Source organism: Streptomyces sp. NPDC053079 (assembly GCF_044546695.1).
Classification (GTDB): domain Bacteria; phylum Actinomycetota; class Actinomycetes; order Streptomycetales; family Streptomycetaceae; genus Streptomyces.
In genome coordinates this window covers 722,339-747,462 of sequence record NZ_JBITZJ010000001.1, presented here as the reverse complement: position 1 = coordinate 747,462, position 25,124 = coordinate 722,339, and the positions used below count along the sequence as shown (strand labels likewise).

Genomic DNA, 25,124 nt, shown 5'->3' with positions numbered 1-25,124 from the left:
CACAAGCCCCCACAGGCATGCCGCCCACACCCCCACCTGCCGTCCCTCCCCTGGCCCCCGCGCGGACCGCGGCTGACGGGCCGATCCCCGTAGAACCTGCCAGCGGTGGGGGCCACGTGGCCGGAAACCGCCGAACCGGGGACCCGGGGCGGTCGGGCGTGTCATAGTGCTGCGCCCCGGTCCATGACGGACCGGGGCGCAGTGTCGCCGTGCGGTGGTGCGGCTTCGGCCTTACTTGGCGGAGGCCTTCGGCGGCTCGGGGGTGGCGTGCGGGGTGCACGTCACGTCCTTGCCGTCCACCTTGCCGGTGAGGAGGTACGCGTCGACGCGGTCGTTGACGCAAGCGTTCTTCAGCCCCGTGACACCGTGGGAGCCGGCGCCCTTCTCCACGATCAGCTGGGAGCCGCGGAAGCGCTTGTGCAGCTCGAGCGCGCCCTCGTAGGGAGTGGCGGCGTCACGGTCGGCCTGCACGATGAGGGTCGTGGGCAGACCCTTGTGCGTGGTGACCTCGACGGGGTTGTACTGCGGGCCCTTCCAGGTCGCGCAGGGGAGGTTCATCCACGCGTTGGACCAGGTCATGAAGGGGGCCTGGCGGTGGATGCGGGTGTTGTCGCGGTCCCACTTGTTCCAGCTGGTGGGCCACTTGGCGTCCGCGCACTCGACCGCGGTGTAGACGGCGTTGCCGTTCTCCGAGGCGATGTTGCCCGCGGTGTCGGACAGGTTCGGGCCCGCCGCCTCGACGAGCGCCTTCTCGTCACCGGCGCGGTACTTCTTCCAGGTGTCCGCGACCGGGAGCCAGGAGGAGTCGTAGTAGGCGGCGCTCTGGAAGAAGCTGATCAGCTCGGCGGGGCCGACGACGCCGCCGATGGGCTGCTTCTTGGCGGCGGCGCGCAGCTTCTCCCACTCCTGCTGGACCTTGTCGCGGGTGTCGCCGATGTGGAAGACGGAGTCGTACTTGGCGACCCAGCTCTCCCAGTCCTTGAAGCGGCCCTCGAAGGCGATGTCCTGCTCGAGGTTGGCCTTGTACCAGATGTTGTCCCGGGCCGGGTTGACGACGCTGTCGACGACCAGGCGGCGGACGTGGGTCGGGAAGAGCGTGCCGTAGACGGCGCCGAGGTAGGTGCCGTAGGAGACGCCGAGGTAGTTCAGCTTCTTGTCGCCGAGGGCGGCGCGGATGACGTCCACGTCGCGGGCGGTGTTCGGCGTGGTGAGGTACGGCAGGAGGTCGCCGCTGCGCTCGGCGCAGCCGTCGGCGTACTCCTTGGCCAGCTTGCGCTGGGCGCGCTTGTCGGCCTCGCTGTCGGGCACCGGGTCGGCCTTGGGGGCCTTGACGAACTCCTGGGGGTCGACGCAGGAGATCGGGGCGGAACGGCCCACGCCGCGCGGGTCGAAGCCGACGAAGTCGTAGGCCTTCGAGGTCTTGGCGTACAGCGGGTTCTTGGTCGTCACCTTGCGCGGGAACTTCAGCCCGGAGCCGCCGGGACCGCCCGGGTTGTACACGAGCGAGCCCTGGCGCTCCTCGGCGGTGCCGGTGGAGCGGGCGCGGTCCACGGCGATCTTGATGGTGCGGCCGTTGGGCTTGGCGTAGTCGACGGGGACGGTCACGAAGCCGCACTGGATCGGCTTCTCCAGGCCCCAGTCGGCCGGGCAGTCCTGCCAGTCGATGCCGGCCTTCTCGGCCCGCTCGGCGGCTATCTTCACGCCCTTGGCCTCGGCGGCGCCGCCCGGCACCGCCTGGGCCGCGCCGGCCGCCGGGGCGGTCAGGAACCCGGCGACGAGCGTACCGGCCACGACGGTGCCGGCCGCGATGGATATCGCGTTTGGTCTCACGTAGGAATCCCCCTGCTGAGTGCCGCCCGAGGCGGCGATGATCACGCGGTCTGCAAGGGGGAATCCTTTCGCCTCCCATGCCATAAAGGACAGGGCGGAGGGGCGTTCTTTACCAACACGTAAACGCGACGAAACACAGAACGACACACGAGGCGCTGTTCGCCCCAACTCTCTTTAAAACGTCCGAGTTACGGCATTCAGCTCGGATAGCGCCGAATCAAGCATCTTGCGTAGGCCCAACGCGTCCGGCGCCACCGCGCTCACCACCACGGCCGGGCCGGCGAGCGGGCTGAGCGCGGCCGTCGCCCCGAGCGGCCGGGGAGTCACCGGATGCTCCTCGAAGGCCGGGTCGACGACGAGGAGTTGGCCCACGGCCCGGTGGCCGCCGAGCACCGCTCCGCCGTCCCAGCCGGGCGCCCCGGGCCCGTAGCCCAGCTCCTGGTCGAACAGCGGGCGCCCGGCGCGGCGCACGGTCAGCCGGGCCGCCAGCCGCCCCGGCCGCTCCCCCGCCCGGCCCAGGACCTGCTCCTCGCGCAGCACCAGGCGGGCGCCGGCGGCGAGGTCGACGCGGGTCGTCGTCCGCAAGTCGCTTCCCCGGGCCGAGATCAGCGGCTCGGGCAGCCAGCACAGGCGCGCGCCCTCGCCCACGGCGATGAGCGTGTCGTACGCGGCGGGCGCGCCCGTGCGACCCGGCAGGGCGATCGTGGCGGCCGTGGTGGTGAAGCGCAGCGCCGCCCCCGCCGCGACCTCCACGGTGAGCCCGAGCAGGTCCCCGCCGAGCGGCGCGCTCATGGCCCCGACCAGCGCCACCCGGGCCTCGGGCCCGCACGGGCGCAGCCGGCGCAGCGCGAAGGGGCCGCCGCCCTCGAGCACGGGTAGCGCGGTGCCGCCCCTGCCGTCGGGCGCGGCGACGACGCGGGCGGCGGCCCGCAGTCCATGGCCGGACGCCGGGAGGGCGGCGGTGCTCACGGCGCGGGCGCGGTCCACGCGGCCAGCTGCCCGCGCACCCAGTCGCGTACGGGCGCCACTCCCCCCTCCGCGGCCAGGGAGGTGAAGACGACGGGGAGTTCGCCGCGCTGGACCTTGGCGTCGCGGGCCATGCCCTCGAGGTCGACGCCGACGTAGGGCGCGAGGTCGGTCTTGTTGATCACGAGGAGGTCGGCGGTGGTGACGCCGGGACCGCCCTTGCGGGGGATGTCGTCGCCGCCGGCGACGTCGATGACGAAGATCTGCGCGTCGACCAGGCCCTTGGAGAAGGTGGCGGTGAGGTTGTCGCCGCCGGACTCGACGAGCACGAGATCGAGCGGGCCGGCCCCCGAGGAGGAAAACACAGCCTCGAGGTCCTCGACGGCCTCGAGGTTGGCGGAGATGTCGTCACGGATGGCGGTGTGCGGGCAGGCCCCGGTCTCCACGGCGGTGATGCGCTCGGGTGGCAGCACGGCGTTGCGCAGCAGGAACTCGGCGTCCTCGCGGGTGTAGATGTCATTGGTGACGACGGCGATGGACAACTCGTCCCGCAGGGCCCGGCACAGCGCGGCGACGGTCGCGGTCTTCCCCGACCCCACGGGCCCCCCGAGCCCGACGCGCAGCGCACGCCGGCTCCCGTCGGGGCGCAGGGGGGAGGCGGCGCTGTAGGTGTGACGGTGGGGGAAGGCGTCGGGGTGGTCCAAGTGCATGGGTTCCTCCAGGGAAGATCAAGCCCGTCTGGGGGCGCCTCCCAGCGGTAGCTGGGGGAGATTGAGGACCGGGGTCCGGTGCGGAGCCCCCGCCCTACGAGGCGAACAGCCGTACCGGCCACGCCGCGTGCTGCTCAGCCGTGATGTCGAGCAGCGGCGCGGACGGCGCGGGCAGCGCGTCGAGCCCGTCGTACCGGGCCCGCCGCGCCGCCGCGGCGGCCCGCTCGGCGACCCGGTCGAGCTCCGGCGCCAGCCGGGCCAGCACGGCGGTCGCGGCGAACGGATCGAGGCTCAGCAGCCGGACGACCGCGGTGGCGGGACCGCTCACCGACTCGTACGCGGCGGCGTACGCGGCGTCCAGCGGTCCCAGCCCGGCGGCGCGCGCGGCGAGGCCGAGCACGACGGGCTGGTGGACGCCGCGCGGCCGCTCGGCGGCGAGGGCGTCGAGGGCGGGTGAGGGCCACGCGGCCCGTGCGGCGCGCATCATCTGGCGGCCGAGCCGCCGTCCGGCGGTGCGCAGGGCCTGCGAGGGGGTACGGGCGTCGGCGGCCTCGTCGAGCAGCAGCGGGTCGAGCCCGGCCGCCGCCGCCGCGGCGAGTCCGGCCGCGGCCAGCCCGGCGGTGTGCAGCCGCCCCCGGCAGAAGTCCGCCAGGGACGCGGCGTCCGTCACCCTCCCCGCCTTCACGGCGGCCTCGGCGCCTCCGGAGTGCGCGTGGCCGCCGGCGGGAAAGCGCCCGTCCGCGAGGACCAGCAGCGCGCCGCGCGCACCCGTGGCACCCGTGGCGGCCGTCGGCGCACCGGTGCCGTCCGGCGGGGTGGTGAGCGGACGTGCCCGGTGAACGGTCATGTCGACCCCCGCATCAGAAGAGGAAGTACCGCCGGGCCATCGGCAGTTCCACCGCCGGCCGCGGCTCGACGGCCTCCCCGTCGATGGTGACGGTGAACGTGTCGGGGTCGACCTCGACGCGCGGCCGGGCGTCGTTGTTGCGCATGTCCGCCTTGGTCACGCCGCGCGTGGAGCGGATCGGGGTGAAGCGCTTGCCGAGGCCGAGCCGCTCGGGGAGCCCGTCGTCCATGGCCCACTGGGTGACGAAGTTGAGGGAGTTGGCGGCGGGGGCGCGGCCCAGCGCGCCGAACATGGGGCGTGCCAGGACGGGCTGGGGGGTGGGGATGGAGGCGTTGGCGTCGCCCATCTGCGCGTAGGCGATCTGGCCGCCCTTGATGACGAGCTGCGGCCGGACCCCGAAGAAGGCCGGGTCCCACAGCACCAGGTCGGCGAGCTTGCCGGCCTCGACGGAGCCGATCTCGTGGTCCAGGCCCTGGGCGACGGCCGGGTTGATGGTGTATTTGGCGACGTAGCGCCGGGCCCGGGCGTTGTCGGCGGGGCCGTCGCCGGGCAGCGCGCCGCGCCGCTTCTTCATCACGTGCGCGGTCTGCCAGGTGCGCAGGACGACCTCGCCGATGCGGCCCATGGCCTGGGAGTCGGAGGAGATGATGGATATCGCGCCGAGGTCGTGCAGGACGTCCTCGGCGGCGATCGTGCCGGGCCTGATGCGGGACTCGGCGAAGGCGAGGTCCTCGGGGACGGCCGGGTTGAGGTGGTGACAGACCATCAGCATGTCGAGGTGCTCGTCGACGGTGTTGACGGTGTGCGGCCGGGTGGGGTTGGTGGAGCTGGGCAGGACGTTGGGCTCGGAGACCACGGTGATGATGTCGGGCGCGTGCCCGCCACCCGCGCCCTCGGTGTGGTAGGCGTGCAGGGTGCGGCCGGCGATGGCGGCCAGGGTGTCGCCGACGAATCCGGCCTCGTTGAGGGTGTCAGTGTGGATGGCGAGCTGGGCGCCGCTCTCCTCGCACACGTTCAGGCAGGCGTCGATGACGGCGGGGGTGGCCCCCCAGTCCTCGTGGATCTTGAATCCGACCGCTCCCGCCCGCAGCTGGGCGCGCATCGAGTCGTACGAGACGGTGTTGCCCTTGCCGAGGAGGCCGATGTTGAGCGGGTACCCCTCCAGCGCCTCGAACATCCGGGCGAGGTGCCAGGAGCCGGGGGTGATGGTGGTGGCCTTGCTGCCCTCGGCGGGTCCGGTGCCGCCGCCGACGAGGGTGGTGATGCCGGAGGCGAGGGCCTCGTCCGCCAGTTGGGGGCAGATGAAGTGGACGTGGGCGTCGATGGCGCCGGCGGTGAGGATCTTGCCGTTGCCGGCGATGACCTCGGTCTCGGGGCCGATGACGAGGTCGGGGTGGACGCCGTCCATGGTGTCGGGGTTGCCGGCCTTGCCGACCCCGGTGATCCGGCCGTCGCGCAGGCCGACGTCGGCCTTGACGACGCCCCAGTGGTCGAGCACGACGGCACCGGTGATGACGGTGTCGGGGGCGCCGTCGGCGCGGGTGGCGCGGGACTGGCCCATGGACTCGCGGATGACCTTGCCGCCGCCGAAGACCGCCTCGTCCCCGGCGCGGCCGGGACCGCCGCAGCGGTCCTCCTCGATCTCGATCAGGAGGTCGGTGTCGGCGAGCCGGATGCGGTCGCCCGCCGTCGGCCCGTACAGATCGGCGTAGTCGGCGCGGGCGAGCTCAGGCATCGAGCGGTCCCCCGCACTCGCCGCGCAGCCCCTCAACGACGCGCTTGCCGCCGATGGGGACCAGGTCGACCTCGACGGGGATGCCCGGCTCGAAGCGCACGGCGGTGCCGGCGGCGATGTCCAGCCGCTTGCCGTGCGCGGCCGCGCGGTCGAAGCACAGGCCGGGGTTGGCCTCGGCGAAGTGGTAGTGGGAGCCGACCTGCACGGGCCGGTCGGCGGCGTTGAGCACGACGAGCCGGGTGCGGTGCCGCCCCTCGTTGAGCCGTACGGGCTCGGTGGCGTGCAGTACCTGTCCGGGAATCATCCGCGTCGCTCCCCCGTCACGCTATCGGCTCGTGGACGGTGACGAGCTTCGTCCCGTCCGGGAAGGTGGCCTCGACCTGCACGTCGTGGAGCATCTCGGGGATGCCCTCCATGACCTCGTCGCGGGTGAGGACCTTGCGCCCGGAGGACATCAGCTCCGCCACGCCGCGTCCGTCCCGGGCGCCCTCGAGGATGTGCGCGGTGATCAGGGCCACCGCTTCGGGGTGATTGAGGCGCAGCCCGCGGGCCCTGCGCCGCTCCGCGACGTCGGCGGCCACATGGATGAGCAGTCGTTCCTGCTCGTGCGGGGATAGTTGCATGCGTCCCACCTCAACACAGTGTTGACCTGGGGTTCTTCTGCCCGTGGCCACTCATTGCAGATTAGGGCGCAAGCTTTTCCAACGCGTTAACTGGACTGACCCACTCTTTACATGGCCATGACGTCGCGGCCCCGCCGCCCGCCCCCGGCGCGCTCAGCGCGCTCAGTGCCGCCGGGTGTCGCCGGGGTCGCGGTGCTCGGCGGCGATGCCGAAGCGCCGGCGTTCGCCGGGAGCGGACGTGCCGGAGGGGTGCAGCGTGGTGACCGTGGTGATCACCGGCTCGTCCGCGGCGGTCTCGACCGAGCTGCTCTCCTCCAGTCGCTGCAGGTCAGCGGCGGAAACCAGGGCGACCAGCGGCTTCCCGTGGCGCGTCACGACGACCCGCTCGCCGCCGTAGACAACGCGATTGATCAGCTCCGCCAGCTCGGCTCGGGCTTGCGTCACAGGAATTTCGTAGGCCATGCTCCCCATTCTAACGAGGTGTACGTCCTGTACATTTTTTACAGACGACCGACGAGAGGATCGGCCATGGACCGACCAGCAGCCCGCCATGTCCTGCCCGAGTTCACCGAGCGCACCTCACTGGGGACCCACACCCTGGACCCGTACGCGAAGCTCTTCTCCGAGCGCATCGTCATGCTCGGGACCCCCATCGACGACACGGCCGCCAACGATGTGATCGCGCAGCTGATGCACCTCGAGCACGCGGCGCCCGACCGGGCGATCTCCCTCTACATCAATTCCCCCGGCGGCTCCTTCGGGGCCATGTGCGCCGTCTACGACACGATGCGCTACATCCACTGCGACATCGAGACCATCTGCCTGGGCCAGGCGGCCTCGGCCGCCGCCGTCCTGATGGCGGCCGGCACCCCGGGCAGGCGCCTGGTGCTCCCGCACGCCCGGATGCTCATCCACCAGCCGTCCCTCGCCGAACCCGTCCAGGGCCAGCCCTCGGACCTGGCGCTGCAGGCCGATGAGCTGCTGCGGGTCCGCGACGGCCTGGTGGAGATGCTGGCGCTGCACACCGGGCAGGACGCCGGGCGCGTCCGGCGGGACATCGAGCGCGACACCTTCCTCGACGCCCAGGCGGCCGTGGCCTACGGCCTGGCCGACCGGGTCATCACCGACCGCCGGGCGCCCGCCGCGCCGGCCGGGGCGAGGTGAGGGGGATGCCGTCGGAGAAGTGGCCCCCGGAGCTGACCCCGCTGCCCGCCCTGACCCGCGCCGAGGGCGAGGTGATCGACCGCTATCTGGAAGTACTGGATCTCCTCGGACGGATCAACCCGGCTCGCACGCACGGCACGTACAGTGCGCTACGAGCCGCGCAGACGCTCGCGCTCGCGGCCGCCGGGCTGCGCGACGCGCTGACGGTCATGCACGAACGCGGCGAACGCGAGGTGTACGGGGGAACGCTGGCACGAGCGATGCGGGTCCTGGACGGCGAACGCCGGGCCAGGCGGGTGATGTTGCCGCCGGAGCCGCCGAACTGAGGAGCGGAAACATTCTGCCCCCGATCTCCTTCAGACAGCGGATGCGATCGTAGACGAGCCGCAGTGATCACTTCGGGCGGTGCGCGCACTCGACGCTCGAAGAGATCGCTTCGCCGCAGGTGACGAACTCACCAGGGAAAGGTCACCACCGTCAAATCGCCCCGCGTCCACCCGAATTGACCAGAGGTGACGAGCGTCACATATGGCGGGATCCACTCGGCGTGGGCGCCGGGACTGCGCCAAGATCCGTGCCGACGACAAGACCCCGCCACCGCGGCGGGGCGGTCCGGGCGGACGCCGAACCCTGCCGCCGCCGGGGCGACTGGTCGACATAAGTGCACCGGCAGGGATGGAGGACCCGAGCACGACGGGACGGCGGAGGCGCGACGACTGCCGTACGTCCCTTGGGGTGAAGCCGCTCACGCGGCCGGGCATTCTTCGCCTGCCCGAACCCGACAGGTCATCCTTCACAGGCGGCTGACGAAGGGTTTGGCATGGGCGCGCACAAACGTCCCTCAATGCTGTCCAGGACGGGGGCTCTGCCCCTGTCCGTGAAATCCGCCCTGACTCTCGCGGCCGTCGGTGCCACGGTGCTGGCACCGGGCGCCACGAACGACGCGGAAGCCGCGACCATCTCCAACACGGCCCTGCAGATCGCGGCCTCGAAGGCGGGCTCCCCCTACCAGTGGGGCGCGACGGGGCCCTTCCGCTTCGACTGCTCCGGACTGACCCAGTACTCCTTCAAGCGGGCCGGCAAGCAGCTGCCGCGAACCGCACAGGACCAGTACAACCGCACCCGGCACATCCCCGGATTCTCCCGCACCCAGGGCGACCTGGTGTTCTTCCACGGCCGCGGCGGCGTCTACCACGTGGGGATATACGCCGGGAACAACAGGATCTGGCACGCCCCCAAGACCGGATCGGTCGTCCGCCTGGAGCGCATCTGGACGCGTAGCGTCTCCTACGGCCGCGTGAACGGCTGACCGCCGCGCGGGGCCCCGGCCGCCCGGTGTCACCCACCCATCGCGCCGGACCCGCCCACGCCGCACCCGAAGCGCCGGGCACACCTCCCGTGGCAGCGGACCCGACTGCCTTCCCGGTGCCCCACCGGCACCCGCGACACCTGTGAACCCACCGGTTCAGCAGCGCGCTCCACGAGAGCGCCGGGCCGGGCGGACCCCCGCCCGGCCCTCCGCGCGCTGCCGGTTCAGCGGACCGGCACCGTCCACGGCATACGGATCCACACGGTCTTGCCGCCGTCCTCGGTCGGCGTGACACAGAGCCTGCCGCCGTGCTCGGCGGTGAGGCAGCGAATGATCACCAGGCCGCGCCCGTTGTCCTGCCGGCCGGCGGCCGACAGCCGCCGGGGGCGGCAGGGGTGGCTGTCCGTGACCCCGATCCGCAGCTGCTCGCCCCGTTCGAGGCGGACGTCCACCGTGAAGGTGGGCGACTGGCCGTGGGTGTGCTGCACGGCATTGGTGGCCAGCTCGGAGACGATCAGCCGGATGGCGTCGCCCGCGTCCGTACCGGCCGGCAGGCCCCATTCCGTGAGCACGTCCATGACATAGCGGCGGGCCGCGGAGACCGAGGCGGGGCCGCTCGGCAGAGTGACGGTTGCTTCCTGGTGGTCTGCCATGGCGCTGTCCCTTTCCACCGGTGCCGGACTTCGACGCGCGGCGTGCGGTGAAGTCGGGACGGCCCCGGACGGCTCTTCGCGACAGAGTGCCACTGTTCACGGGTGCGATGGGTGCGATCCACCGGATTGTGGATATATCTGTCGCTCAAAGCGGTGAACTCTGCTACGAGAGACCGGATTTGGACGGCAGACTGGTCTATTGACTCTGACGAGTGGATTTGAGCGGCGGGGAGGAGAGCTGATGCGGAACGGACCCGCGGTGCGCCGCCGCAAACTCGGCGCGGAGCTGCGCCGGCAGCGCGAACTGACCGGGATGACGAGCCGGGAGGCGGCGGGAGCGGTCGGCTGGCACCAGTCGAAGGTGAGCCGGATCGAGACGGGCATCAGCGGAGTGAAACCCGCGGACGTGGCCCGGCTGCTCGATGTGTACAGCGTCTCGGACCCTGAGCTGAGGGCACTGCTGGGAGCGCTGTGCGGGGCGGGGTCCAGGGATGCGGAAGGGTCCCGGCGCGGCTGGTGGTACGCCTACCGCGATCTGCTGCCTTCGGCGTATCTCGACTTCATCAGCCTGGAGTCGGAGGCGTCCCACGCGCGGACGCTGGAGACCACGGTGGTGCCCGGCCTGCTGCAGACGCGGGAGTACGCCCGGGCCGTGACGCGGGCGGCGCTGGCCGACCCGCCGGAGGAACAGGTCGAGGAACTCGTACGGGTACGCATGGCCCGGCAGTCGGTGCTGGACGGGGAGCGGCCACTGCAGCTCTGCGCGGTGCTCGACGAGGCGGTGCTGCGGCACGAGGTCGGCGGACCGGAGGTGATAGCGGCACAGCTGCGGCATCTGTTGGCCATGGGTTCGCTGCCGCATGTGCGGCTGCATGTGCTGCCGTTCACCAGCGGAAACCACATCGGCATCACGGGCCCTTTCGTTATCTTCTCCTTTCCGCGCATCGCCGATCTGGACGTGGTTGTTCTCGACCATTTGACGAGTAGCCTCTATCTGGAGCGCAAAGAGGACCTCCGGGCGTACGGCTCGGCGTTCACCACGCTCCAGGCGCACGCCCTCTCGCACGAGAACTCGTTGGATTACATCGCCGGGATCGGCGACGGCTCGTAAGGAGGCAACATGTCCGCAATGCCTCGGTACGTTCCCCCTCCATCGGTTCACACCGGCCGCTGCGACGCCGTATGGCACCGCAGCAGCTACAGCACCGGCATGAACAACTGCGTCGAAACGGCAAGCCTGGGACCGCGGCAGCTCGCCGTGCGCGACTCCAAGCGCACGGCCGGGCCGGTTCTGCGGTTCTCGCCCGCCACCTGGTCCGCGTTCGTGACGGACCTGGGCTGCACCTGCCCGGGCGGCCCGGGCGACGGGAGTGCCGCCGCACGGAGTTGAGCGTTCAGGCGGCCGGCGCGGTCCCTACGATCGTGTCGGCCGCCGCCGTGACCTGGGCGTCCGACAGATCCGCCCGCGCGGTCAGCCGCAGCCGGGAGACGCCGTCCGGCACGGACGGCGGCCGGAAGCAGCCGACGGCCAGCCCGGCCGCACGGCAGTCGGCCGCCCAGCGCACCGCCGCCCCGGGCGAGGGAGCCCGGACGGAGACCACCGCCGCGTCGGGACGCACCGCCGTCAGCCCCGCCGCCGTCAGCCGCCGGTGCAGTGCGCCGGCCACGGCCCGCACCCTGGAGGCCCGGCCGGGCTCGCGGCGCAGCACCCGCAGGCTCGCCAGCGCCGCGCCGGCCGCCGCCGGGGCGAGGCCGGTGTCGAAGATGAAGGTGCGGGCGGTACTGACGAGGTGCTCGATGACCCGGGCGGGGCCGAGTACGGCACCGCCCTGGCTGCCGAGGGACTTGGAGAGCGTCACCGTGGCCACGACGTCCGCGTCGCCGGCCAGGCCCGCGGCGTGCACGGCCCCCCGGCCGCCCTCGCCGAGGACCCCCAGGCCGTGCGCGTCGTCCACCAGCAGCGCCGCACCGCCGGACCGGCACGCCTCGGCGAGGGCGCGCAGGGGGGCGGCGTCGCCGTCGACGGAGAAGACCGAGTCGGTGACCGCGATCGCCCGGCCCCGGTGGGCGGCCAGGCTCTTGCGGACGGCCTCCGGGTCGGCGTGCGGCACGACGGCCCGCTCGGCGCGCGCCAGGCGGCAGCCGTCGATGAGCGAGGCGTGGTTGCCCTCGTCGCAGACCAGGAGGGTGCCCGAGCCCGCCGACCCGGACAGCGCGGTGACGGCGGCGAGGTTCGCGGCGTAGCCGGAGGAGAAGACCAGGGCGGCCTCGAAGCCGCAGAACGCGGCGAGCTCCGCCTCCAGCCGGGCGTGCAGGGCGGTGCTGCCGGTGACCAGGCGGGAGCCGGTGGCGCCCGCGCCCCAGCGGCGCGCCGCCTCGGCCGCGGCCTCGGTGACCTCCCGGTGGTGGGTCAGGCCCAGGTAGTCGTTGCCGGCCAGATCGAGGAGGGCGGAGTCGGCCGCCCGGGGGCGCAGGGTGCGCACGAGCCCCGCGGCCCGCAGCCGCTCGTGCTCCGCGTCGATCCAGTCGAACGGGTCCTGGGGCATCGGCCGTCCCTCGTCATTTGGTGGGTTTGCATAAAACCTAGCCGCCGCCGGGCCGGGGCAGGGTGTGGCGATACACACACCTCAAACGGACTCTGTTGTGCGATCCCTACCTTGGCCGGGCGTGGTGGCGTAGGCGAGGATCTGCGCCATGGACCTGCTGAACACGCTGGTGGACAAGGGGTTGCGGCGGGAGCTGCCGACCCGCGAAGAGGCGCTCGCCGTGCTGGCGACCTCCGACGACGAGCTGCTCGACGTGGTGGCCGCGGCCGGGAAGGTGCGCCGCAAGTGGTTCGGGCGGCGGGTGAAGCTCAACTACCTGGTCAACCTCAAGTCCGGGCTCTGCCCCGAGGACTGCTCGTACTGCTCGCAGCGGCTGGGCTCGAAGGCCGGGATCCTCAAGTACACCTGGCTCAAGCCGGACGAGGCATCGAAGGCGGCGGCCGCCGGGGTCGCCGGCGGCGCCAAGCGGGTCTGCCTGGTGGCCAGCGGCCGCGGGCCGACGGACCGCGACGTCGACCGGGTCTCGAAGACCATCGAGGCGATCAAGGAGGAGAACGCGGACGTCGAGGTGTGCGCGTGCCTCGGGCTGCTCTCCGACGGCCAGGCGGAGCGCCTGCGCGCGGCGGGTGCCGACGCCTACAACCACAACCTCAACACGTCCGAGGCGACGTACGCCGGCATCACCACCACCCACACCTACGCCGACCGGGTGCAGACCGTTCAGCAGGCCCAGGCGGCGGGCATGTCCGCCTGCTCGGGGCTGATCGCGGGCATGGGCGAGAGCGACGCGGACCTGGTGGACGTGGTGTTCTCGCTGCGTGCGCTGGACCCGGACTCGGTGCCGGTCAACTTCCTCATCCCCTTCGAGGGGACGCCGCTGGCCAAGGAGTGGAACCTCACCCCGCAGCGCGCGCTGCGCATCCTGGCGATGGTGCGGTTCGTCTGCCCGGACGTGGAGGTCCGGCTGGCGGGCGGCCGTGAGGTGCACCTGCGCTCGATGCAGCCGCTCGCGCTGCACCTGGCCAACTCGATCTTCCTCGGCGACTATCTGACGAGCGAGGGCCAGGAGGGCAAGGCCGACCTGGCGATGATCGCGGACGCGGGCTTCGAGGTGGAGGGCGCGGGCACCACGACGCTGCCCGAGCACCGCGCGGACGCCCTCGCGGGCGCGGGCTGCGGCTCGCGCGGCGCGAGCGGCTGCGGCTCGCACGACGCCGGGGACAGCACGGGCGGCGGCTGCGGCTCGCACGGCGCCGGCGGCTGCGGGCCGTGCGGCGACGGCGGCGCGGCGCGGGAGCCCGTGGCCGCGGCGGCCCCGGACGGCGCCGGTGAGGCCCGTACGGACCTGGTGGCCGTGCGCCGCCGGGGCGCGGGAACGGACCTGCCGCCCAATGCCTGAGCCGCTCGCCGCCTCCGCGCTGCTCTCCCTGGACCGACGGCACGTCTGGCACCCCTACGGACCGATGCCGGGCCGCCAGGAGCCGCTGGTCGTGGAGTCCGCCTCCGGCGTCCGGCTGCGGCTGGCGGAACCGGCGCACGGCTCGCACGAGTTGGTGGACGGGATGTCGTCGTGGTGGTCGGCCGTGCACGGCTACAACCACCCGGTGCTCAACGAGGCGGCGCAGGCGCAGCTGGGGCGGATGAGCCATGTGATGTTCGGCGGGCTCACTCATGAGCCCGCCGTGCGGCTGGCCGCCCGGCTGGTGGAGATCACCCCGGAGGGGCTGGAGCACGTCTTCCTCTGCGACTCCGGCTCGGTGTCGGTCGAGGTCGCCCTGAAGATGTGCCTGCAGTACTGGCGCTCGCTCGGCCGGCCGGAGAAGCGCCGGATGATGACCTGGCGCGGTGGCTACCACGGGGACACCTGGCAGCCGATGGCCGTGTGCGACCCGGACGGCGGGATGCACCAGCTGTGGTCGGGGGCGCTGGCGCGGCAGGTCTTCGCCGACGCTCCCCCGCACGACCACGACACCGACGCCGTGCCCGCGTACTCGGCGCACCTGCGGGAGTACATCGCGCGCCACGCCCACGAGCTGGCGGCGGTGATCGTGGAGCCGGTGGTCCAGGGTGCGGGCGGTATGCGCTTCCACGACCCGGTGTACCTGCGGGTGCTGCGGGAGGCGTGCGACGAGCACGACGTCCTGCTGGTGTTCGACGAGATCGCCACCGGCTTCGGCCGTACGGGGCGGCTCTTCGCGGCGGAGCACGCGGGGGTCACCCCCGATGTGATGTGCCTGGGCAAGGCGCTGACCGGCGGTTATGTGACCCTCGCCGCGACCTTGTGCACCTCTCGGGTGGCCGATGGCATCAGCTCGGGCGAGGTGCCGGTGCTCGCGCACGGCCCGACGTTCATGGGCAACCCCCTGGCCTGCGCGATCGCCGACGCCTCGATCGGCCTGCTGCTGTCGCAGGACTGGGGCACGGAGGTCAAGCGGATCGAGGCGGGGCTGCGCGACGGCCTGGCGGAGCTGGCCGGGGAGCCGGGGGTCCGGGACGTCCGGGTGCTCGGCGCGATCGGTGTGGTCGAGCTCGACCACGAGGTCGACATGGCGGCGGCCACGCGCGCCACCGTGCGCGAGGGGGTGTGGCTGCGGCCGTTCCGCAACCTCGTGTACACGATGCCGCCGTACGTCACGGACGACGAGGACCTCGCCCGGATCTGCGCCGGGGTGCGCGCCGCCGCCCGTCAGGGCTGAAGAACAGAACAGCACGGAACAGAACGGAGTGCGCATCATGTCGGTCTTGGTCGTCACGGGGACGGGCACGGAGGTCGGCAAGACCGTGGTGACGGCCGCCGTCGCGGCGGCGGCCCTGTCGGCCGGCCATTCGGTGGCGATGGTCAAGCCCGCCCAGACCGGGGTCGGGCCCGACGAGCCGGGGGACGTCGCGGAGGTGCTGCGGCTCGCCGGGCCGGCCACCGGTGTCGAACTGGCGCGCTTCCCGGAGCCGTTGGCGCCGGCGACCGCCGCCCGCCGGGCCGGCATGGCGCCGGTGCCGCCGAAGGAGATCGAGCGGGCGACGGCGGAGCTGGCCGCCTCCCACGACCTGGTCCTCGTCGAGGGCGCGGGCGGACTGCTCGTACAGCTGGACGAGGCGGGCGCGACGCTCGCGGACGCGGCCCGCCTGCTGGACGCGCCCGTGCTGATCGTCGCGCAGGCCGGACTGGGCACGCTCAACACCACCGCCCTGACCGCCGAGGCCCTGCGCTCGCGCGGTCTGCGCTGCGCGGGCGTGGTGATCGGCAGCTGGCCGGCCGACCCGGACCTCGCCATGCGCTGCAACCTCGCCGACCTGCCCGAGGCGGCCCAGGCCCCCTTGCTGGGCGCCGTCCCGGAGGGCGCGGGCTCCCTGCCCCCCGGCGACTTCCGCGCGATGGCGACGAGCTGGCTGGCCCCGCGGCTGTCCGGCGTCTGGGACGCCGAACGCTTCGCGCGGGCGCAGGGCTGAGCCGCCGGCGCCGGGTCGTCCGGCGCCGGGGGCGGGAAACGGCGAAGCGGCGGGGAGGGGATAAATCCACTGGCCGGGGAACAATCGCGGTAGCCGTCATATCCCCGGGAAGGGGTGCCCCATGCCGCTCCGCAGCACCAGAACACCGCACGACGCCGTGCACCACCCGGTCTTCGCCCGGGTCTACGCCAAGTGGAGCCCGGTCCTCGACGAGCGGGCCGGTGTGGGCGCGCACCGCAGGGACCTGCTGGCGGGGCTCTCCGGCCGGGTCATCGAGATCGGCGCCGGGAACGGTCTGAACTTCGCCCACTATCCCGGCACGGTCTCGGAGGTGGTGGCGATCGAGCCGGAGCGGCGGCTGCGCCGGCTGGCGGTGGACGCGGCGGTCCGGGCGGGCGTGCCGGTGGACGTGGTGCCGGGCGCGGCGGAGGCGCTGCCGGTCAAGAGCGAGGCGTTCGACGCGGCGGTGGTGTCCTTGGTGCTGTGCTCGGTGCGGGACGTGCGGCGCTCGCTGGCGGAGCTGCGGCGGGTGCTGAAGCCGGGCGGTGAGCTGCGGTTCTTCGAACACGGCATCGCGCAGGGGCGGGTGCTGGCGGATGTGCAGCGGACGTTGGACCGCACGGTGTGGCCGCTGCTGTTCGGCGGGTGTCACACCTCCCGTGATCCGCTGGCCTCGATCGAGGCGGCGGGCTTCGACATGGGCGACTACCGGCGGCTGCAGGTGCCGCGGAGCAGGGTGCCGATGCCGAGCTCCTCGTGCGTGCTGGGGGTGGCCCGGCGCCCGGCCGAGCCGGGACATTGAGGCCGCCATGGTGAGTTGACTCACGAAGGAGGGACCTGCCCGGACAACCGGAGTCACCCTCCGGTACGTTGTCGCCCAACGACATCCAGGGGGTTTCTCATGTCACGTCCGTTCCGTTTCGCCGTCAACATGCTCGACGGCGGCACGTCCGCCGAGTGGCGCGCGAAGTGCCGCAGGGCCGAGGCGATGGGCTATGACGTCATCCTCGTGCCCGACCACCTCGGCATGCCCGCGCCCTTCCCCTCCCTCGTGGCCGCCGCCGAGGCCACGGAGCGGCCGCGCGTGGGGACGTTCGTCCTCAACGCCGGCTTCTGGAACCCTTCGCTGCTGGCGCGGGAGGTGGCCTCCACCGATCAGCTGACGGGCGGGCGGCTGGAGTTGGGGCTGGGCACCGGCTACGTCAAGGCCGAGCACGACAGCGCCGGGCTGCCGTTCGGCTCCCCGCGCGAGCGGGTCGACCACCTGGAGCGCACTGTCACCGAACTCAAGCGGCTGCTCGCCGACCCGGAGCACCGGCCGGCGACCGCGCAGTCGCCGCGGCCCCCGCTACTGCTCGGCGGCAACGGCAACCGCGTGCTGCGGCTGACGGCGCGGCACGCGGACATCGCGGCCTTCACGGGCGGTGCGAGCGGGCCGGACGGGGCGCTGCGGCTGATCACCCCGGCGGAGCTGGAGGACCGCGTCGCGGCCTACCGCGGCTTCGAGGGCGAGCGGGGCGAGCCCGCCGAGCTCAACTACCTGGTGCAGATCGTGGCGGTCGGCGGCGACCCGCGCGCCAAGGTCCGCGACCTGATGGGCTACTCGGAGGACATGTCCGAGGACGAGATCCTGGAGCACCCCGCGATGCTGGCCGGCTCGGTGAAGGAGATCGCCGAGCGCGTCCGGGGCCACCGCGAGCGCTTCGGCTTCACCTACTTCACGGTCCTGGAGCCGTACATGGAGGCGTTCGCCCCGGTGATCGAGGAGCTGCGGAACTGATTCGCCTCCAGCTTTGCCGCTCCTTTACCATTGAGGGTCATCGACTGGTTCTCGTGAAGTGAACCCTCAGCGAAAGGTGTGAGCGTCCGCCCATGGGCGAGCCCCCCAGTAGTCCCCGGAGCCGACACCGCGCGGTCCTTCCGCCCCTGCCCGATCATGGGACGGAGGTGAACCGATGACCGAAGTGCTCCTTCTGGTGCTCGCCCTGCTGCTGACGCTCGCCTGCGCCGTCTTCGTGGCGGCGGAGTTCTCGCTCACCACCGTCGAGCGCGCCGAGCTGGAGCGGGCGGTCGAGCGCGGCGAGCGCGGCGCCGAGGGCACCCTCAAGGCCGTCCGCAGCCTCACCTTCCAGCTCTCCGGCGCCCAGCTCGGCATCACCGTCACGGGCCTGATCATCGGCATGATCTCCAAGCCGTCCATCGCGGCGCTGCTCACGGGCCCGGTCGAGGCGCTCGGCCTGCCCGCCTCCGCGGCCTCCTCGACGGCCCTGATCCTCGGCACCGTGATCTCCACGGTGGTACTGATGGTCGTCGGGGAGCTCGTCCCCAAGAACTGGGCGATCTCCCGGCCGCTGTGGGTGGCGAAGAAGGTCTCCGGCCCGCAGCGCGCCTTCAGCGCCGCCTTCCGGCCGCTGATCCGGCACCTGAACAACAGCGCCAACCACGTCGTGCGCCGGATGGGCCTGGAGCCCGCCGAGGAGCTGGCCACCGCCCGCGGCCCGCAGGAGCTCGCCGCGCTGGCCCGGCACTCCGCCAAGGAGGGGGCGCTGGAGGCGGACGTCGCCGAGATGTTCGTCCGCACCCTCAACCTCGCCGACCTCACGGCCGAGAACGTCATGACCCCCCGCGTCCAGGTCACCGCGCTCGACGCCCGGGCCACGGCCGAGGACGTCGCCGACGCCACCCGGGCCACCGGCCTGTCCCGCTTCCCCGTCTACCGGGGCACCCTCGACGCGGTCGTCGGCGTCGCCCACATCAAGGACGTCCTGGCCATACCCGCCGAGCAGCGCCACCACCGGCCCGTCACCTCCTTCCTGCGGCAACCGCTGCTGGTCCCGGAGTCGCTGACCGTGGACCGGCTGCTGGACCGGCTCTCCGCCAAGCGCAGCATGGCCGTGGTCATCGACGAGTACGGCGGCACGGCCGGCGTGGTCACCCTGGAGGACATCATCGAGGAGGTCGTCGGCGAGGTCCGCGACGAGCACGACCCGCACGAGCTGCCCGACCTGGCACCGGCCGGCGAGGACGCCGGGGGCCACGCGCTCTACGACGCCGACGGCGCCGCCCGCACCGACCAGCTGGAGCACATCGGGCTGCGGGCGCCGGACGGCCCGTACGAGACCCTGGCCGGCCTCGTCGCCACCGTGCTCGGCCGCATCCCGGCCGAGGGCGACACGGTGGAGGTCGCCGGCTGGCGGATCGAGGTGACCGACGCGTCCGGGCGGCGCGCCGCCCGCGTGCTGCTGACCGCCCCGCTGCCGCCCGGCACCGCCTCGGGTGCGGAGGCCGGCCGATGACCGCGATCCAGCTGCTGATCGGCCTGGCGACGCTGGTCGCCAACGCCTTCTTCGTGGGGGCGGAGTTCGGCATGATCTCCGTGCGCCGCGGCCAGATCGAGCCGTACGCCGAGCGCGGCGACCGGCGGGCCCGCAGCGTGCTGTGGGGCCTGCGGCACATCTCGGCGCTGATGGCGGCCGCCCAGCTCGGCATCACCCTGTGCACGCTGGTGCTGGGTGTCGTCGCCGAACCGGCCATCGCCCAGCTGCTGGAGCCCCTCTTCCACGTGGTGGGGCTGCCGCAGGGGCTCGTCCACCCCGTGTCGTTCGTGATCGCGCTGGCCGTGGCGACCTATCTGCACATGCTCTTCGGCGAGATGGTGCCGAAGAACATCGCCCTGGCCGAGCCGGTGCGCACCGCGCTGCTGCTCGGACCGCCGCTGGTGACGCTGGCGCGGACGCTGCGCCCGTTCGTCTTCGCGATCAACCGGCTGGCGAACGCGGTCCTGAAGCTGCTGCGCGTCGAGCCCAAGGACGAGGTCGCGGCGGTGTTCTCGGACGACCAGCTCGCCCGCATGGTCGCCGACTCCAGCGAGGCGGGGCTGCTGGACCAGCGCGCCACCAAGCGGCTGCGGGACGCCCTGGGCCTGGGCAAGCGCCCCGTGGGGGACGTCGTCCTGCCCATCGAGCGCGTGGTCTCCGCCCGCTTCGGGGTCACGCCCGAGGAGCTGGAGCGGCTCGCCGCCTCCTCCGGCTTCTCCCGCTTCCCCGTCGTCGACGACGCCGGGCGCATCCTGGGCTACCTGCACGTCAAGGACGCCCTGGACGCCAGGCCGCGCGACATGCCCTTCCCGCTGCGCCGGATGCGGCCCATCGCCCGGGTCCGGGCGGACACGCCGCTGGACGACGTGATCCCGGCGATGAGCCGCACCGGCGCCCACCTCGCGGCGGTCATCGGCGAGGACAACCGGCTGGCCGGCCTGGTCACCCTCGAGGACGTGCTGCGCCAGCTGGTCGCCCCGCGGCAGTGACGACGGCCGCGGCGCCTGCCCGGCACTCCGGGGCCGGGCGCCGCGGCCGCCCCGCACAGCGGTAGGATCACGGCGCCATGCGGATGAATGCCACGTACACGCACACCAGTTTCGTCGCCGTGGGCGACTCCTTCACCGAGGGCATGTCCGACGCCCTGCCGGACGGCTCCTACCGCGGCTGGGCCGACCTGCTCGCCGCCCGCCTCGCGGCCCGCACCCCCGGATTCCGGTACGCCAACCTCGCGGTGCGCGGCAAGCTGATCGGCCAGATCGCCGACGAGCAGGCGCCGGTGGCGGCCGCCATGGGCGCGGACCTGGTGACGCTGGTGGGCGGCCTCAACGACGTGCTGCGCCCGCAGTGCGACGTGGACCTGGTGTGCGCCCGCCTCGCGGAGGCCGCCGGCAAGCTGGCCCCCGGCTGTCGGCAGCTGGTGCTCATGCGCAGCCCCGGCCGACGCGGGCCGGTCCTGGAGCGCTTCCGGCCCCGCATGGAACAGCTCTTCGCCTTCATCGACACGCTGGCCGAGCGGCACGACGCCCTGGTCGTCGACCTGTTCTCCGCCGAGGTGCTGGGCGATGCGCGCCTGTGGGCCGAGGACCGGCTGCACCTGAACGCCGAGGGCCACCGGCGCGTGGCCGAGGCCGTGTGGCAGGCCCTGGGCCACGCGCCGGAGTCCGACTGGCGCGAGCCGCTGCCGCCGGCCGTCCGCCCCGGCTGGTCCACCAGGCGCGCCTCCGACGTGCGCTTCGCCCGCGAACACCTGGTCCCCTGGATCGGCCGCCGGCTCACCGGACGCTCCTCCGGGGACGGCCTGCCGCCCAAGCGCGGCGAGCTGCTGCCGTACGAGCCGCTGCCCTAGCCGGTGATCCAAGCGCTCTCGTAGCAACCCACAAATCGGACCGGGGCGCTGGCCTGCGTGAATCGCCAGTAGAATTCCGTCACGTGACTGCAAAGCCCCGCATCCCCAATGTCCTGGCCGGCCGCTACGCCTCCGCGGAGCTCGCCGTGCTGTGGTCCCCCGAGTACAAGGTGACGCTGGAGCGGCGGCTGTGGCTCGCCGTTCTCCGTGCGCAGAAGGACCTGGGGATCGAGGTGCCGGACGCCGCCCTCGCCGACTACGAGCGCGTCCTGGACCAGGTCGACCTGGCCTCGATCGCCGAACGCGAGAAGATCACCCGGCATGACGTGAAGGCCCGCATCGAGGAGTTCAACGCCCTCGCCGGCCACGAGCACGTCCACAAGGGCATGACCTCCCGCGACCTGACGGAGAACGTCGAGCAGCTGCAGATCCGGCTCTCCCTCGAGCTGGTGCGCGACCGCGTCGTCGCCGTCCTGACCCGGCTGGGCAAGCTGGCCGCCGACCAGGCCGAGCTGGTCATGGCCGGCCGCTCGCACAACGTCGCCGCCCAGGCCACCACCCTCGGCAAGCGCTTCGCGACCACCGCCGACGAGCTGCTCGTAGCCTTCGGCCGGACCGAGGAGCTGCTGGCCCGCTACCCGCTGCGCGGGATCAAGGGCCCCGTCGGCACCGCCCAGGACATGCTCGACCTGCTCGGCGGCGACGCCTCGAAGCTGGCCGAGCTGGAGCAGCGCATCGCCGCCCACCTGGGCTTCGCGCACGCCTTCACCTCCGTCGGCCAGGTCTACCCGCGCTCCCTGGACTACGACGTCGTCACCGCGCTGGTGCAGCTGGCCGCCGCGCCCTCCTCGCTCGCCAAGACGATCCGGCTGATGGCCGGCCACGAGCTGGTGACCGAGGGCTTCAAGCCGGGCCAGGTCGGCTCGTCCGCGATGCCGCACAAGATGAACACCCGCTCCTGCGAGCGCGTCAACGGCCTCATGGTCATCCTGCGCGGCTACGCCTCGATGACCGGCGAGCTGGCGGGCGACCAGTGGAACGAGGGCGACGTCTCCTGCTCGGTGGTGCGCCGCGTCGCGCTGCCGGACGCGTTCTTCGCGCTCGACGGCCTGCTGGAGACCTTCCTGACGGTCCTCGACGAGTTCGGCGCCTTCCCGGCCGTCGTCGCCCGTGAGCTCGACCGCTACCTCCCCTTCCTCGCCACCACCAAGGTGCTGATGGGCGCGGTGCGGGCCGGGGTCGGGCGCGAGGTCGCGCACGAGGTCATCAAGGAGCACGCGGTGGCCTCGGCGCTGGCGATGCGCGAGCAGGGCGCCGAGCGCAACGAGCTGCTGGGCAAGCTGGCCGCCGACGAGCGCATCCCGCTGGACCGCGCCGCCCTGGACGCGCTGATGGCGGACAAGCTGTCGTTCACCGGCGCCGCGAGCGACCAGGTGGCCTCGGTGGTCGCCCGCATCGAGGAGATCGCCAAGCGGCACCCGGAGGCTGCGGCCTACGCGCCGGGCGCCATCCTGTAGGGATGACCCCTGAAGAGCTCGAAGCCGCCCGCGACCGCCTCGTTCCCGATGTGGTCGCGGGCGGCCTGCGTGTGTTGTTCTGTGGAATCAACCCCGGGCTGATGTCCGCGGCCACCGGCCATCACTTCGCCCGGCCCGGCAACCGCTTCTGGCCCGTCCTGCACGCGTCGGGCTTCACGCCGCGCCGGCTGCTGCCCGCCGAGGAGCGGGAGCTGCTGGACCACGGGCTGGGCATCACCAACGTCGTCGCCCGGGCCTCCGCGCGCGCCGACGAGATCAGCGACGCCGAATTCCGCGAGGGGGGCCGCATCCTCACCGAGAAGGTGGAGCTGCTGCGGCCCCGCTGGCTGGCGGTCGTCGGGGTCACCGCCTATCGGGTCGCCTTCGGCGACCGGCACGCGAAGATCGGCCCCCAGGAACGGACCATCGGCACCACCCGCGTCTGGGCGCTGCCCAATCCCAGCGGCCTCAACGCCCATTGGCCCCTGCCGAAGATGGCGGAGGAGTTCGCCCGGCTGCGCGCAGCCGCCGACGGCACCGGCTGACCGCCGGTTTCCGCACGCCGCGTGCGGTCCAAGGCTCGCCGGGTTCCGGTCGACCGGATACGATCCGTGCGGCAAAGGGCGCGCAAAGCGAGGAGGCGGCACGTTGGGGCGGCTCACCGGCGGGGACCCGTCTCTGTTGCGGCGGATCAATTCGGCCGTGGTGCTGCACGCCCTGCGCTCCGCCCAGGCGCCCACGCTCACGGACCTGGTCAACGTCACCGGTCTGTCGCGGCCGACCGTGGAGGGCGTGGTCGAGGGCCTGATCGGTTCCGGCCTCGTGGTGGAGGCGGCCGCCGACGAGAACGCGACACGGCGTCAGGGCCGCCCGGCGCGGCGCTTCCGGTTCCGGGCGGAGGCCGGCCATCTGCTGGGCATCGAGATCGGGCCGCACCGCATCGCCGCGCTGCTGGCCGACCTCGACGGGCGGGTGATGGGCTCGGCGCACGTGGAGGTCGCCGCGACGGCTCCGGCGGACGAGCGCCTGGAGCAGGTCCGGGTGGCCGTCGCCGACCTGCTCCGGCGCGCCGGGGTCCCGTGCGGTTCGCTGCGCGCGGTGGGCGTGGCCACCCCCGGCATCGTGGAGGCGGACGGGACCGTACGGCTGGGAACCGCGCTGCCGCAGTGGACCGGGCTGCCGCTCGGTGAGCGGCTGCGGCGCTCGTTCCGCTGTCCGGTGCTCGTGGAGAACGACGCCAACGCCGCCGCCGTCGCCGAGCACTGGAAGGGCGCGGCGACCGCCTCCGACGACGTGGTCTTCGTGCTGGCGGGGCTGAGCCCGGGGGCCGGATCGCTCATCGGCGGGCGGCTGCACCGGGGCTTCGGGGGCGCGGCCGGGGAGATCGGCGCCCTGCACCTGCTGGGCCGGGAGGCCACCCCCGAGGAGGTGCTGTCCACCACCGGGGAGCCGCTGCACCCGCTCGACGAGGCACAGGTGGCCCGGGTGTTCGCGCGCGCGGAGCAGGGCGACGAGCGGGCCCGGGCCGCGGTGGAGAGGTATCTGCGCCGGCTGGTGCACGACGTGGCGGCGCTGGTGCTGGCGCTCGACCCGGAGCTGGTCGTGGTGGGCGGCTGGGCGGCCGGGCTGAACGGGGTCCTGGAGCCGCTGCGCACCGAGCTGGCCCGCTACTGCCTGCGGCCGCCGCAGGTGGCGCAGTCGCTGCTCGGCGAGGCCGCGGTGGCCACGGGTGCGCTGCGGCTGGCCCTCGACCACGTGGAGAAACAGCTCTTCGCGGTCGAGAGCACGGTCACGGCGCGCCGCTGAGCGGCCGTCAGCCCGCGAGGAGCTGTACGGCCGCGCCGCCGGCGTCCCCGAAGGTGAGCCGGCAGGTGTCGGCGCGGTAGGTGGCGACGGCGACGGCCGCGGTGCGACCGCCGGAGACGTAGCGGGTGGTGACGACGAGCACGGGCGCCCCGGGGAGCCGGTCGAGCTGCTTGGCGTCGTCGGCGCGGGCGGAGCCCAGCTCCACCGCCTGATCCTGGCCCTCCAGTTGCAGGCGCTGCAGCTCGCGCAGCACGGCGCGGGCGCGGGCCGCTCCGGCGGGCGCGTCGATGGCGGCGAGGCCGGGGACGCTGCTCGCGGGGACGTACAGCAGCTCGGCGGCGACGGGCTGACTGCGCGTCTTGCGGGTGCGGCGCACGGTGTGCACGCTCTGGCCGGGGCCGGTGGCCAGGAGCCGGGCGACGGGGCCGGGGGGTACGTCCTCGGTGCTGTCGACCGGCTGCCAGGCGTCGCCGGCCGTGCCGGGCCACGCGTGGGCGGCGTCGGCGACGGCGACGCCCATGCGGGGCGGGGCGACGGTGGTGCCGACGCCCCTGCGGCGCTGGAGGCGGCCCTCGAGCTCCAGCTGTTCGAGCGCCTGACGGAGCGTTGCCCGGGCCACGCCGAAGCGGGCCGCGAGCTCGCGCTCGTTCGGCAGGATCTCGCCCACGGCGAACTCGGAGTCGAGTGCGTCGCTGAGGACGGTCTTCAGGTGCCAGTACTTCGGTTCCGGCACCGATTCCAACTGCGTGGTCCCCACCCTGATCCTCCGCAAAGGCTTTTCGCGCGCTTCTTTATTAAAGGTTGT

General features: G+C 73.2%; 27 protein-coding genes and 1 riboswitch. Of the genes, 16 read left to right on the top strand and 11 right to left on the bottom strand.

Annotated features, from left to right (window positions below; genetic code table 11):
* Nucleotides 1–231 precede the first annotated feature (231 nt).
* The 8 genes from ACIGXW_RS02830 to ACIGXW_RS02795 all read right to left on the bottom strand — a co-directional run bounded on the left by ACIGXW_RS02830 (nt 232) and on the right by ACIGXW_RS02795 (nt 7,173).
* Nucleotides 232–1,830, bottom strand: a complete 1,599-nt coding sequence (locus ACIGXW_RS02830; protein ID WP_399569098.1) for an alpha/beta hydrolase — start codon at nt 1,828–1,830, stop codon at nt 232–234.
* Nucleotides 1,831–2,004: 174 nt separating this feature from the next.
* The gene (locus tag ACIGXW_RS02825; protein ID WP_399569096.1) at nt 2,005–2,817 is read right to left on the bottom strand and encodes an urease accessory protein UreD; all 813 of its coding nucleotides are present in this window, start codon (nt 2,815–2,817) and stop codon (nt 2,005–2,007) included.
* Nucleotides 2,796–3,506 (bottom strand): urease accessory protein UreG, encoded by a 711-nt coding sequence (gene ureG, locus ACIGXW_RS02820; RefSeq protein ID WP_399569094.1) that lies wholly within the window; start codon nt 3,504–3,506, stop codon nt 2,796–2,798. The genes ACIGXW_RS02825 and ureG overlap by 22 nt, the downstream gene beginning before the upstream one ends.
* 94 nt (nt 3,507–3,600) lie before the next feature.
* Complete coding sequence (locus ACIGXW_RS02815; RefSeq protein ID WP_399569091.1) at nt 3,601–4,353, bottom strand: urease accessory protein UreF; 753 nt, start codon at nt 4,351–4,353, stop codon at nt 3,601–3,603.
* A gap of 13 nt (nt 4,354–4,366) precedes the next feature.
* A complete protein-coding gene (locus ACIGXW_RS02810) occupies nt 4,367–6,088 on the bottom strand; it encodes an urease subunit alpha (RefSeq protein ID WP_399569089.1) in 1,722 nt (573 codons plus the stop codon).
* Nucleotides 6,081–6,392 carry an urease subunit beta gene (locus ACIGXW_RS02805; protein ID WP_071964555.1) on the bottom strand — a complete coding sequence of 104 codons (312 nt, stop codon included), beginning with the start codon at nt 6,390–6,392 and terminating at the stop codon, nt 6,081–6,083. The genes ACIGXW_RS02810 and ACIGXW_RS02805 overlap by 8 nt, the downstream gene beginning before the upstream one ends.
* Nucleotides 6,393–6,408: 16 nt before the next feature.
* Complete coding sequence (locus ACIGXW_RS02800) at nt 6,409–6,711, bottom strand: urease subunit gamma (protein ID WP_071964556.1); 303 nt, start codon at nt 6,709–6,711, stop codon at nt 6,409–6,411.
* Nucleotides 6,712–6,873: 162 nt separating this feature from the next.
* The gene (locus ACIGXW_RS02795) at nt 6,874–7,173 is read right to left on the bottom strand and encodes a type II toxin-antitoxin system Phd/YefM family antitoxin (protein WP_071964557.1); all 300 of its coding nucleotides are present in this window, start codon (nt 7,171–7,173) and stop codon (nt 6,874–6,876) included.
* Nucleotides 7,174–7,239: 66 nt separating this feature from the next.
* On the opposite strand from ACIGXW_RS02795, the gene ACIGXW_RS02790 reads away from it, so the two are divergent.
* The 3 genes from ACIGXW_RS02790 (at nt 7,240) to ACIGXW_RS02780 (ending at nt 9,184) form a co-directional block, all read left to right on the top strand.
* On the top strand, nt 7,240–7,875 hold the full coding sequence (locus ACIGXW_RS02790) for an ATP-dependent Clp protease proteolytic subunit (protein WP_071964558.1): 636 nt from the start codon (nt 7,240–7,242) through the stop codon (nt 7,873–7,875).
* 5 nt (nt 7,876–7,880) lie between these two features.
* A complete protein-coding gene (locus tag ACIGXW_RS02785) occupies nt 7,881–8,201 on the top strand; it encodes a hypothetical protein (RefSeq protein WP_071964559.1) in 321 nt (106 codons plus the stop codon).
* 285 nt (nt 8,202–8,486) lie between these two features.
* A riboswitch (cyclic di-AMP (ydaO/yuaA leader) is annotated at nt 8,487–8,692 on the top strand.
* 27 nt (nt 8,693–8,719) lie between these two features.
* Complete coding sequence (locus tag ACIGXW_RS02780; RefSeq protein WP_399569087.1) at nt 8,720–9,184, top strand: C40 family peptidase; 465 nt, start codon at nt 8,720–8,722, stop codon at nt 9,182–9,184.
* A 224-nt stretch (nt 9,185–9,408) separates the two neighbouring features.
* Here ACIGXW_RS02780 and ACIGXW_RS02775 read toward each other — a convergent pair whose 3' ends face one another.
* Nucleotides 9,409–9,837 (bottom strand): ATP-binding protein, encoded by a 429-nt coding sequence (locus tag ACIGXW_RS02775; protein ID WP_071964561.1) that lies wholly within the window; start codon nt 9,835–9,837, stop codon nt 9,409–9,411.
* 241 nt (nt 9,838–10,078) lie between these two features.
* On the opposite strand from ACIGXW_RS02775, the gene ACIGXW_RS02770 reads away from it, so the two are divergent.
* Both ACIGXW_RS02770 and ACIGXW_RS02765 read left to right on the top strand, forming a co-directional pair.
* Nucleotides 10,079–10,948 carry a Scr1 family TA system antitoxin-like transcriptional regulator gene (locus tag ACIGXW_RS02770; RefSeq protein ID WP_071964562.1) on the top strand — a complete coding sequence of 290 codons (870 nt, stop codon included), beginning with the start codon at nt 10,079–10,081 and terminating at the stop codon, nt 10,946–10,948.
* Nucleotides 10,949–10,957: 9 nt separating this feature from the next.
* The gene (locus ACIGXW_RS02765) at nt 10,958–11,227 is read left to right on the top strand and encodes a DUF397 domain-containing protein (protein WP_071964563.1); all 270 of its coding nucleotides are present in this window, start codon (nt 10,958–10,960) and stop codon (nt 11,225–11,227) included.
* A 4-nt stretch (nt 11,228–11,231) separates the two neighbouring features.
* Here the strand turns inward: ACIGXW_RS02765 and ACIGXW_RS02760 are convergent, their stop codons facing one another.
* Nucleotides 11,232–12,383, bottom strand: a complete 1,152-nt coding sequence (locus ACIGXW_RS02760; RefSeq protein WP_399569085.1) for an 8-amino-7-oxononanoate synthase — start codon at nt 12,381–12,383, stop codon at nt 11,232–11,234.
* A 148-nt stretch (nt 12,384–12,531) separates the two neighbouring features.
* Between ACIGXW_RS02760 and bioB the strand changes: the two genes are divergently transcribed.
* The 11 genes from bioB (at nt 12,532) to ACIGXW_RS02705 (ending at nt 24,319) form a co-directional block, all read left to right on the top strand.
* Entirely contained in the window at nt 12,532–13,782 is a 1,251-nt protein-coding gene (gene bioB, locus ACIGXW_RS02755; RefSeq protein ID WP_399569083.1) for a biotin synthase BioB, read from the top strand.
* The gene (locus ACIGXW_RS02750) at nt 13,775–15,079 is read left to right on the top strand and encodes an adenosylmethionine--8-amino-7-oxononanoate transaminase (protein WP_399569080.1); all 1,305 of its coding nucleotides are present in this window, start codon (nt 13,775–13,777) and stop codon (nt 15,077–15,079) included. Before bioB ends, ACIGXW_RS02750 begins: the two co-directional genes overlap by 8 nt.
* Before the next feature lie 37 nt (nt 15,080–15,116).
* Nucleotides 15,117–15,830, top strand: a complete 714-nt coding sequence (gene bioD, locus ACIGXW_RS02745; RefSeq protein ID WP_071964619.1) for a dethiobiotin synthase — start codon at nt 15,117–15,119, stop codon at nt 15,828–15,830.
* 121 nt (nt 15,831–15,951) lie between these two features.
* Entirely contained in the window at nt 15,952–16,632 is a 681-nt protein-coding gene (locus ACIGXW_RS02740; protein ID WP_071964567.1) for a class I SAM-dependent methyltransferase, read from the top strand.
* A 99-nt stretch (nt 16,633–16,731) separates the two neighbouring features.
* Nucleotides 16,732–17,610: an LLM class F420-dependent oxidoreductase gene (locus tag ACIGXW_RS02735; RefSeq protein WP_399569078.1), complete on the top strand. Its 879-nt coding sequence runs from the start codon at nt 16,732–16,734 to the stop codon at nt 17,608–17,610.
* A 175-nt stretch (nt 17,611–17,785) separates the two neighbouring features.
* Nucleotides 17,786–19,126 carry a hemolysin family protein gene (locus ACIGXW_RS02730; RefSeq protein ID WP_399569075.1) on the top strand — a complete coding sequence of 447 codons (1,341 nt, stop codon included), beginning with the start codon at nt 17,786–17,788 and terminating at the stop codon, nt 19,124–19,126.
* A complete protein-coding gene (locus ACIGXW_RS02725; RefSeq protein ID WP_399569073.1) occupies nt 19,123–20,136 on the top strand; it encodes a hemolysin family protein in 1,014 nt (337 codons plus the stop codon). Before ACIGXW_RS02730 ends, ACIGXW_RS02725 begins: the two co-directional genes overlap by 4 nt.
* A 77-nt stretch (nt 20,137–20,213) precedes the next feature.
* Nucleotides 20,214–20,996 carry an SGNH/GDSL hydrolase family protein gene (locus tag ACIGXW_RS02720; RefSeq protein WP_399569070.1) on the top strand — a complete coding sequence of 261 codons (783 nt, stop codon included), beginning with the start codon at nt 20,214–20,216 and terminating at the stop codon, nt 20,994–20,996.
* A gap of 83 nt (nt 20,997–21,079) precedes the next feature.
* A complete protein-coding gene (purB, locus tag ACIGXW_RS02715; RefSeq protein WP_071964572.1) occupies nt 21,080–22,513 on the top strand; it encodes an adenylosuccinate lyase in 1,434 nt (477 codons plus the stop codon).
* Between the two features lie 2 nt (nt 22,514–22,515).
* Complete coding sequence (gene mug, locus ACIGXW_RS02710; RefSeq protein ID WP_071964573.1) at nt 22,516–23,058, top strand: G/U mismatch-specific DNA glycosylase; 543 nt, start codon at nt 22,516–22,518, stop codon at nt 23,056–23,058.
* Nucleotides 23,059–23,161: 103 nt separating this feature from the next.
* Complete coding sequence (locus tag ACIGXW_RS02705; protein WP_399569067.1) at nt 23,162–24,319, top strand: ROK family protein; 1,158 nt, start codon at nt 23,162–23,164, stop codon at nt 24,317–24,319.
* Between the two features lie 7 nt (nt 24,320–24,326).
* On the opposite strand, the gene ACIGXW_RS02700 is transcribed toward ACIGXW_RS02705, so the two are convergent.
* Nucleotides 24,327–25,076, bottom strand: a complete 750-nt coding sequence (locus ACIGXW_RS02700; protein ID WP_071964575.1) for a GntR family transcriptional regulator — start codon at nt 25,074–25,076, stop codon at nt 24,327–24,329.
* Between the last annotated feature and the right edge of the window lie 48 nt (nt 25,077–25,124).

Excerpts from the sequence above, each read along its gene's own strand:
- ACIGXW_RS02785 (WP_071964559.1), top strand. The coding sequence starts at position 7,881 with ATGCCGTCGGAGAAGTGGCCCCCGGAGCTGACCCCGCTGCCCGCCCTG.
- ACIGXW_RS02760 (WP_399569085.1), bottom strand. The coding sequence starts at position 12,383 with ATGCCCCAGGACCCGTTCGACTGGATCGACGCGGAGCACGAGCGGCTG.
- ACIGXW_RS02775 (WP_071964561.1), bottom strand. The coding sequence starts at position 9,837 with ATGGCAGACCACCAGGAAGCAACCGTCACTCTGCCGAGCGGCCCCGCC.
- ACIGXW_RS02815 (WP_399569091.1), bottom strand. The coding sequence starts at position 4,353 with ATGACCGTTCACCGGGCACGTCCGCTCACCACCCCGCCGGACGGCACC.
- ACIGXW_RS02800 (WP_071964556.1), bottom strand. The coding sequence starts at position 6,711 with ATGCAACTATCCCCGCACGAGCAGGAACGACTGCTCATCCATGTGGCC.
- ACIGXW_RS02720 (WP_399569070.1), top strand. The coding sequence starts at position 20,214 with ATGCGGATGAATGCCACGTACACGCACACCAGTTTCGTCGCCGTGGGC.
- ACIGXW_RS02735 (WP_399569078.1), top strand. The coding sequence starts at position 16,732 with ATGTCACGTCCGTTCCGTTTCGCCGTCAACATGCTCGACGGCGGCACG.
- ACIGXW_RS02790 (WP_071964558.1), top strand. The coding sequence starts at position 7,240 with ATGGACCGACCAGCAGCCCGCCATGTCCTGCCCGAGTTCACCGAGCGC.
- ACIGXW_RS02780 (WP_399569087.1), top strand. The coding sequence starts at position 8,720 with ATGCTGTCCAGGACGGGGGCTCTGCCCCTGTCCGTGAAATCCGCCCTG.
- ACIGXW_RS02810 (WP_399569089.1), bottom strand. The coding sequence starts at position 6,088 with ATGCCTGAGCTCGCCCGCGCCGACTACGCCGATCTGTACGGGCCGACG.
- mug (WP_071964573.1), top strand. The coding sequence starts at position 22,516 with ATGACCCCTGAAGAGCTCGAAGCCGCCCGCGACCGCCTCGTTCCCGAT.
- ACIGXW_RS02795 (WP_071964557.1), bottom strand. The coding sequence starts at position 7,173 with ATGGCCTACGAAATTCCTGTGACGCAAGCCCGAGCCGAGCTGGCGGAG.
- ACIGXW_RS02770 (WP_071964562.1), top strand. The coding sequence starts at position 10,079 with ATGCGGAACGGACCCGCGGTGCGCCGCCGCAAACTCGGCGCGGAGCTG.
- ACIGXW_RS02765 (WP_071964563.1), top strand. The coding sequence starts at position 10,958 with ATGTCCGCAATGCCTCGGTACGTTCCCCCTCCATCGGTTCACACCGGC.
- ACIGXW_RS02750 (WP_399569080.1), top strand. The coding sequence starts at position 13,775 with ATGCCTGAGCCGCTCGCCGCCTCCGCGCTGCTCTCCCTGGACCGACGG.
- ureG (WP_399569094.1), bottom strand. The coding sequence starts at position 3,506 with ATGCACTTGGACCACCCCGACGCCTTCCCCCACCGTCACACCTACAGC.
- ACIGXW_RS02730 (WP_399569075.1), top strand. The coding sequence starts at position 17,786 with ATGACCGAAGTGCTCCTTCTGGTGCTCGCCCTGCTGCTGACGCTCGCC.
- ACIGXW_RS02740 (WP_071964567.1), top strand. The coding sequence starts at position 15,952 with ATGCCGCTCCGCAGCACCAGAACACCGCACGACGCCGTGCACCACCCG.
- ACIGXW_RS02805 (WP_071964555.1), bottom strand. The coding sequence starts at position 6,392 with ATGATTCCCGGACAGGTACTGCACGCCACCGAGCCCGTACGGCTCAAC.
- ACIGXW_RS02725 (WP_399569073.1), top strand. The coding sequence starts at position 19,123 with ATGACCGCGATCCAGCTGCTGATCGGCCTGGCGACGCTGGTCGCCAAC.
- bioD (WP_071964619.1), top strand. The coding sequence starts at position 15,117 with ATGTCGGTCTTGGTCGTCACGGGGACGGGCACGGAGGTCGGCAAGACC.
- bioB (WP_399569083.1), top strand. The coding sequence starts at position 12,532 with ATGGACCTGCTGAACACGCTGGTGGACAAGGGGTTGCGGCGGGAGCTG.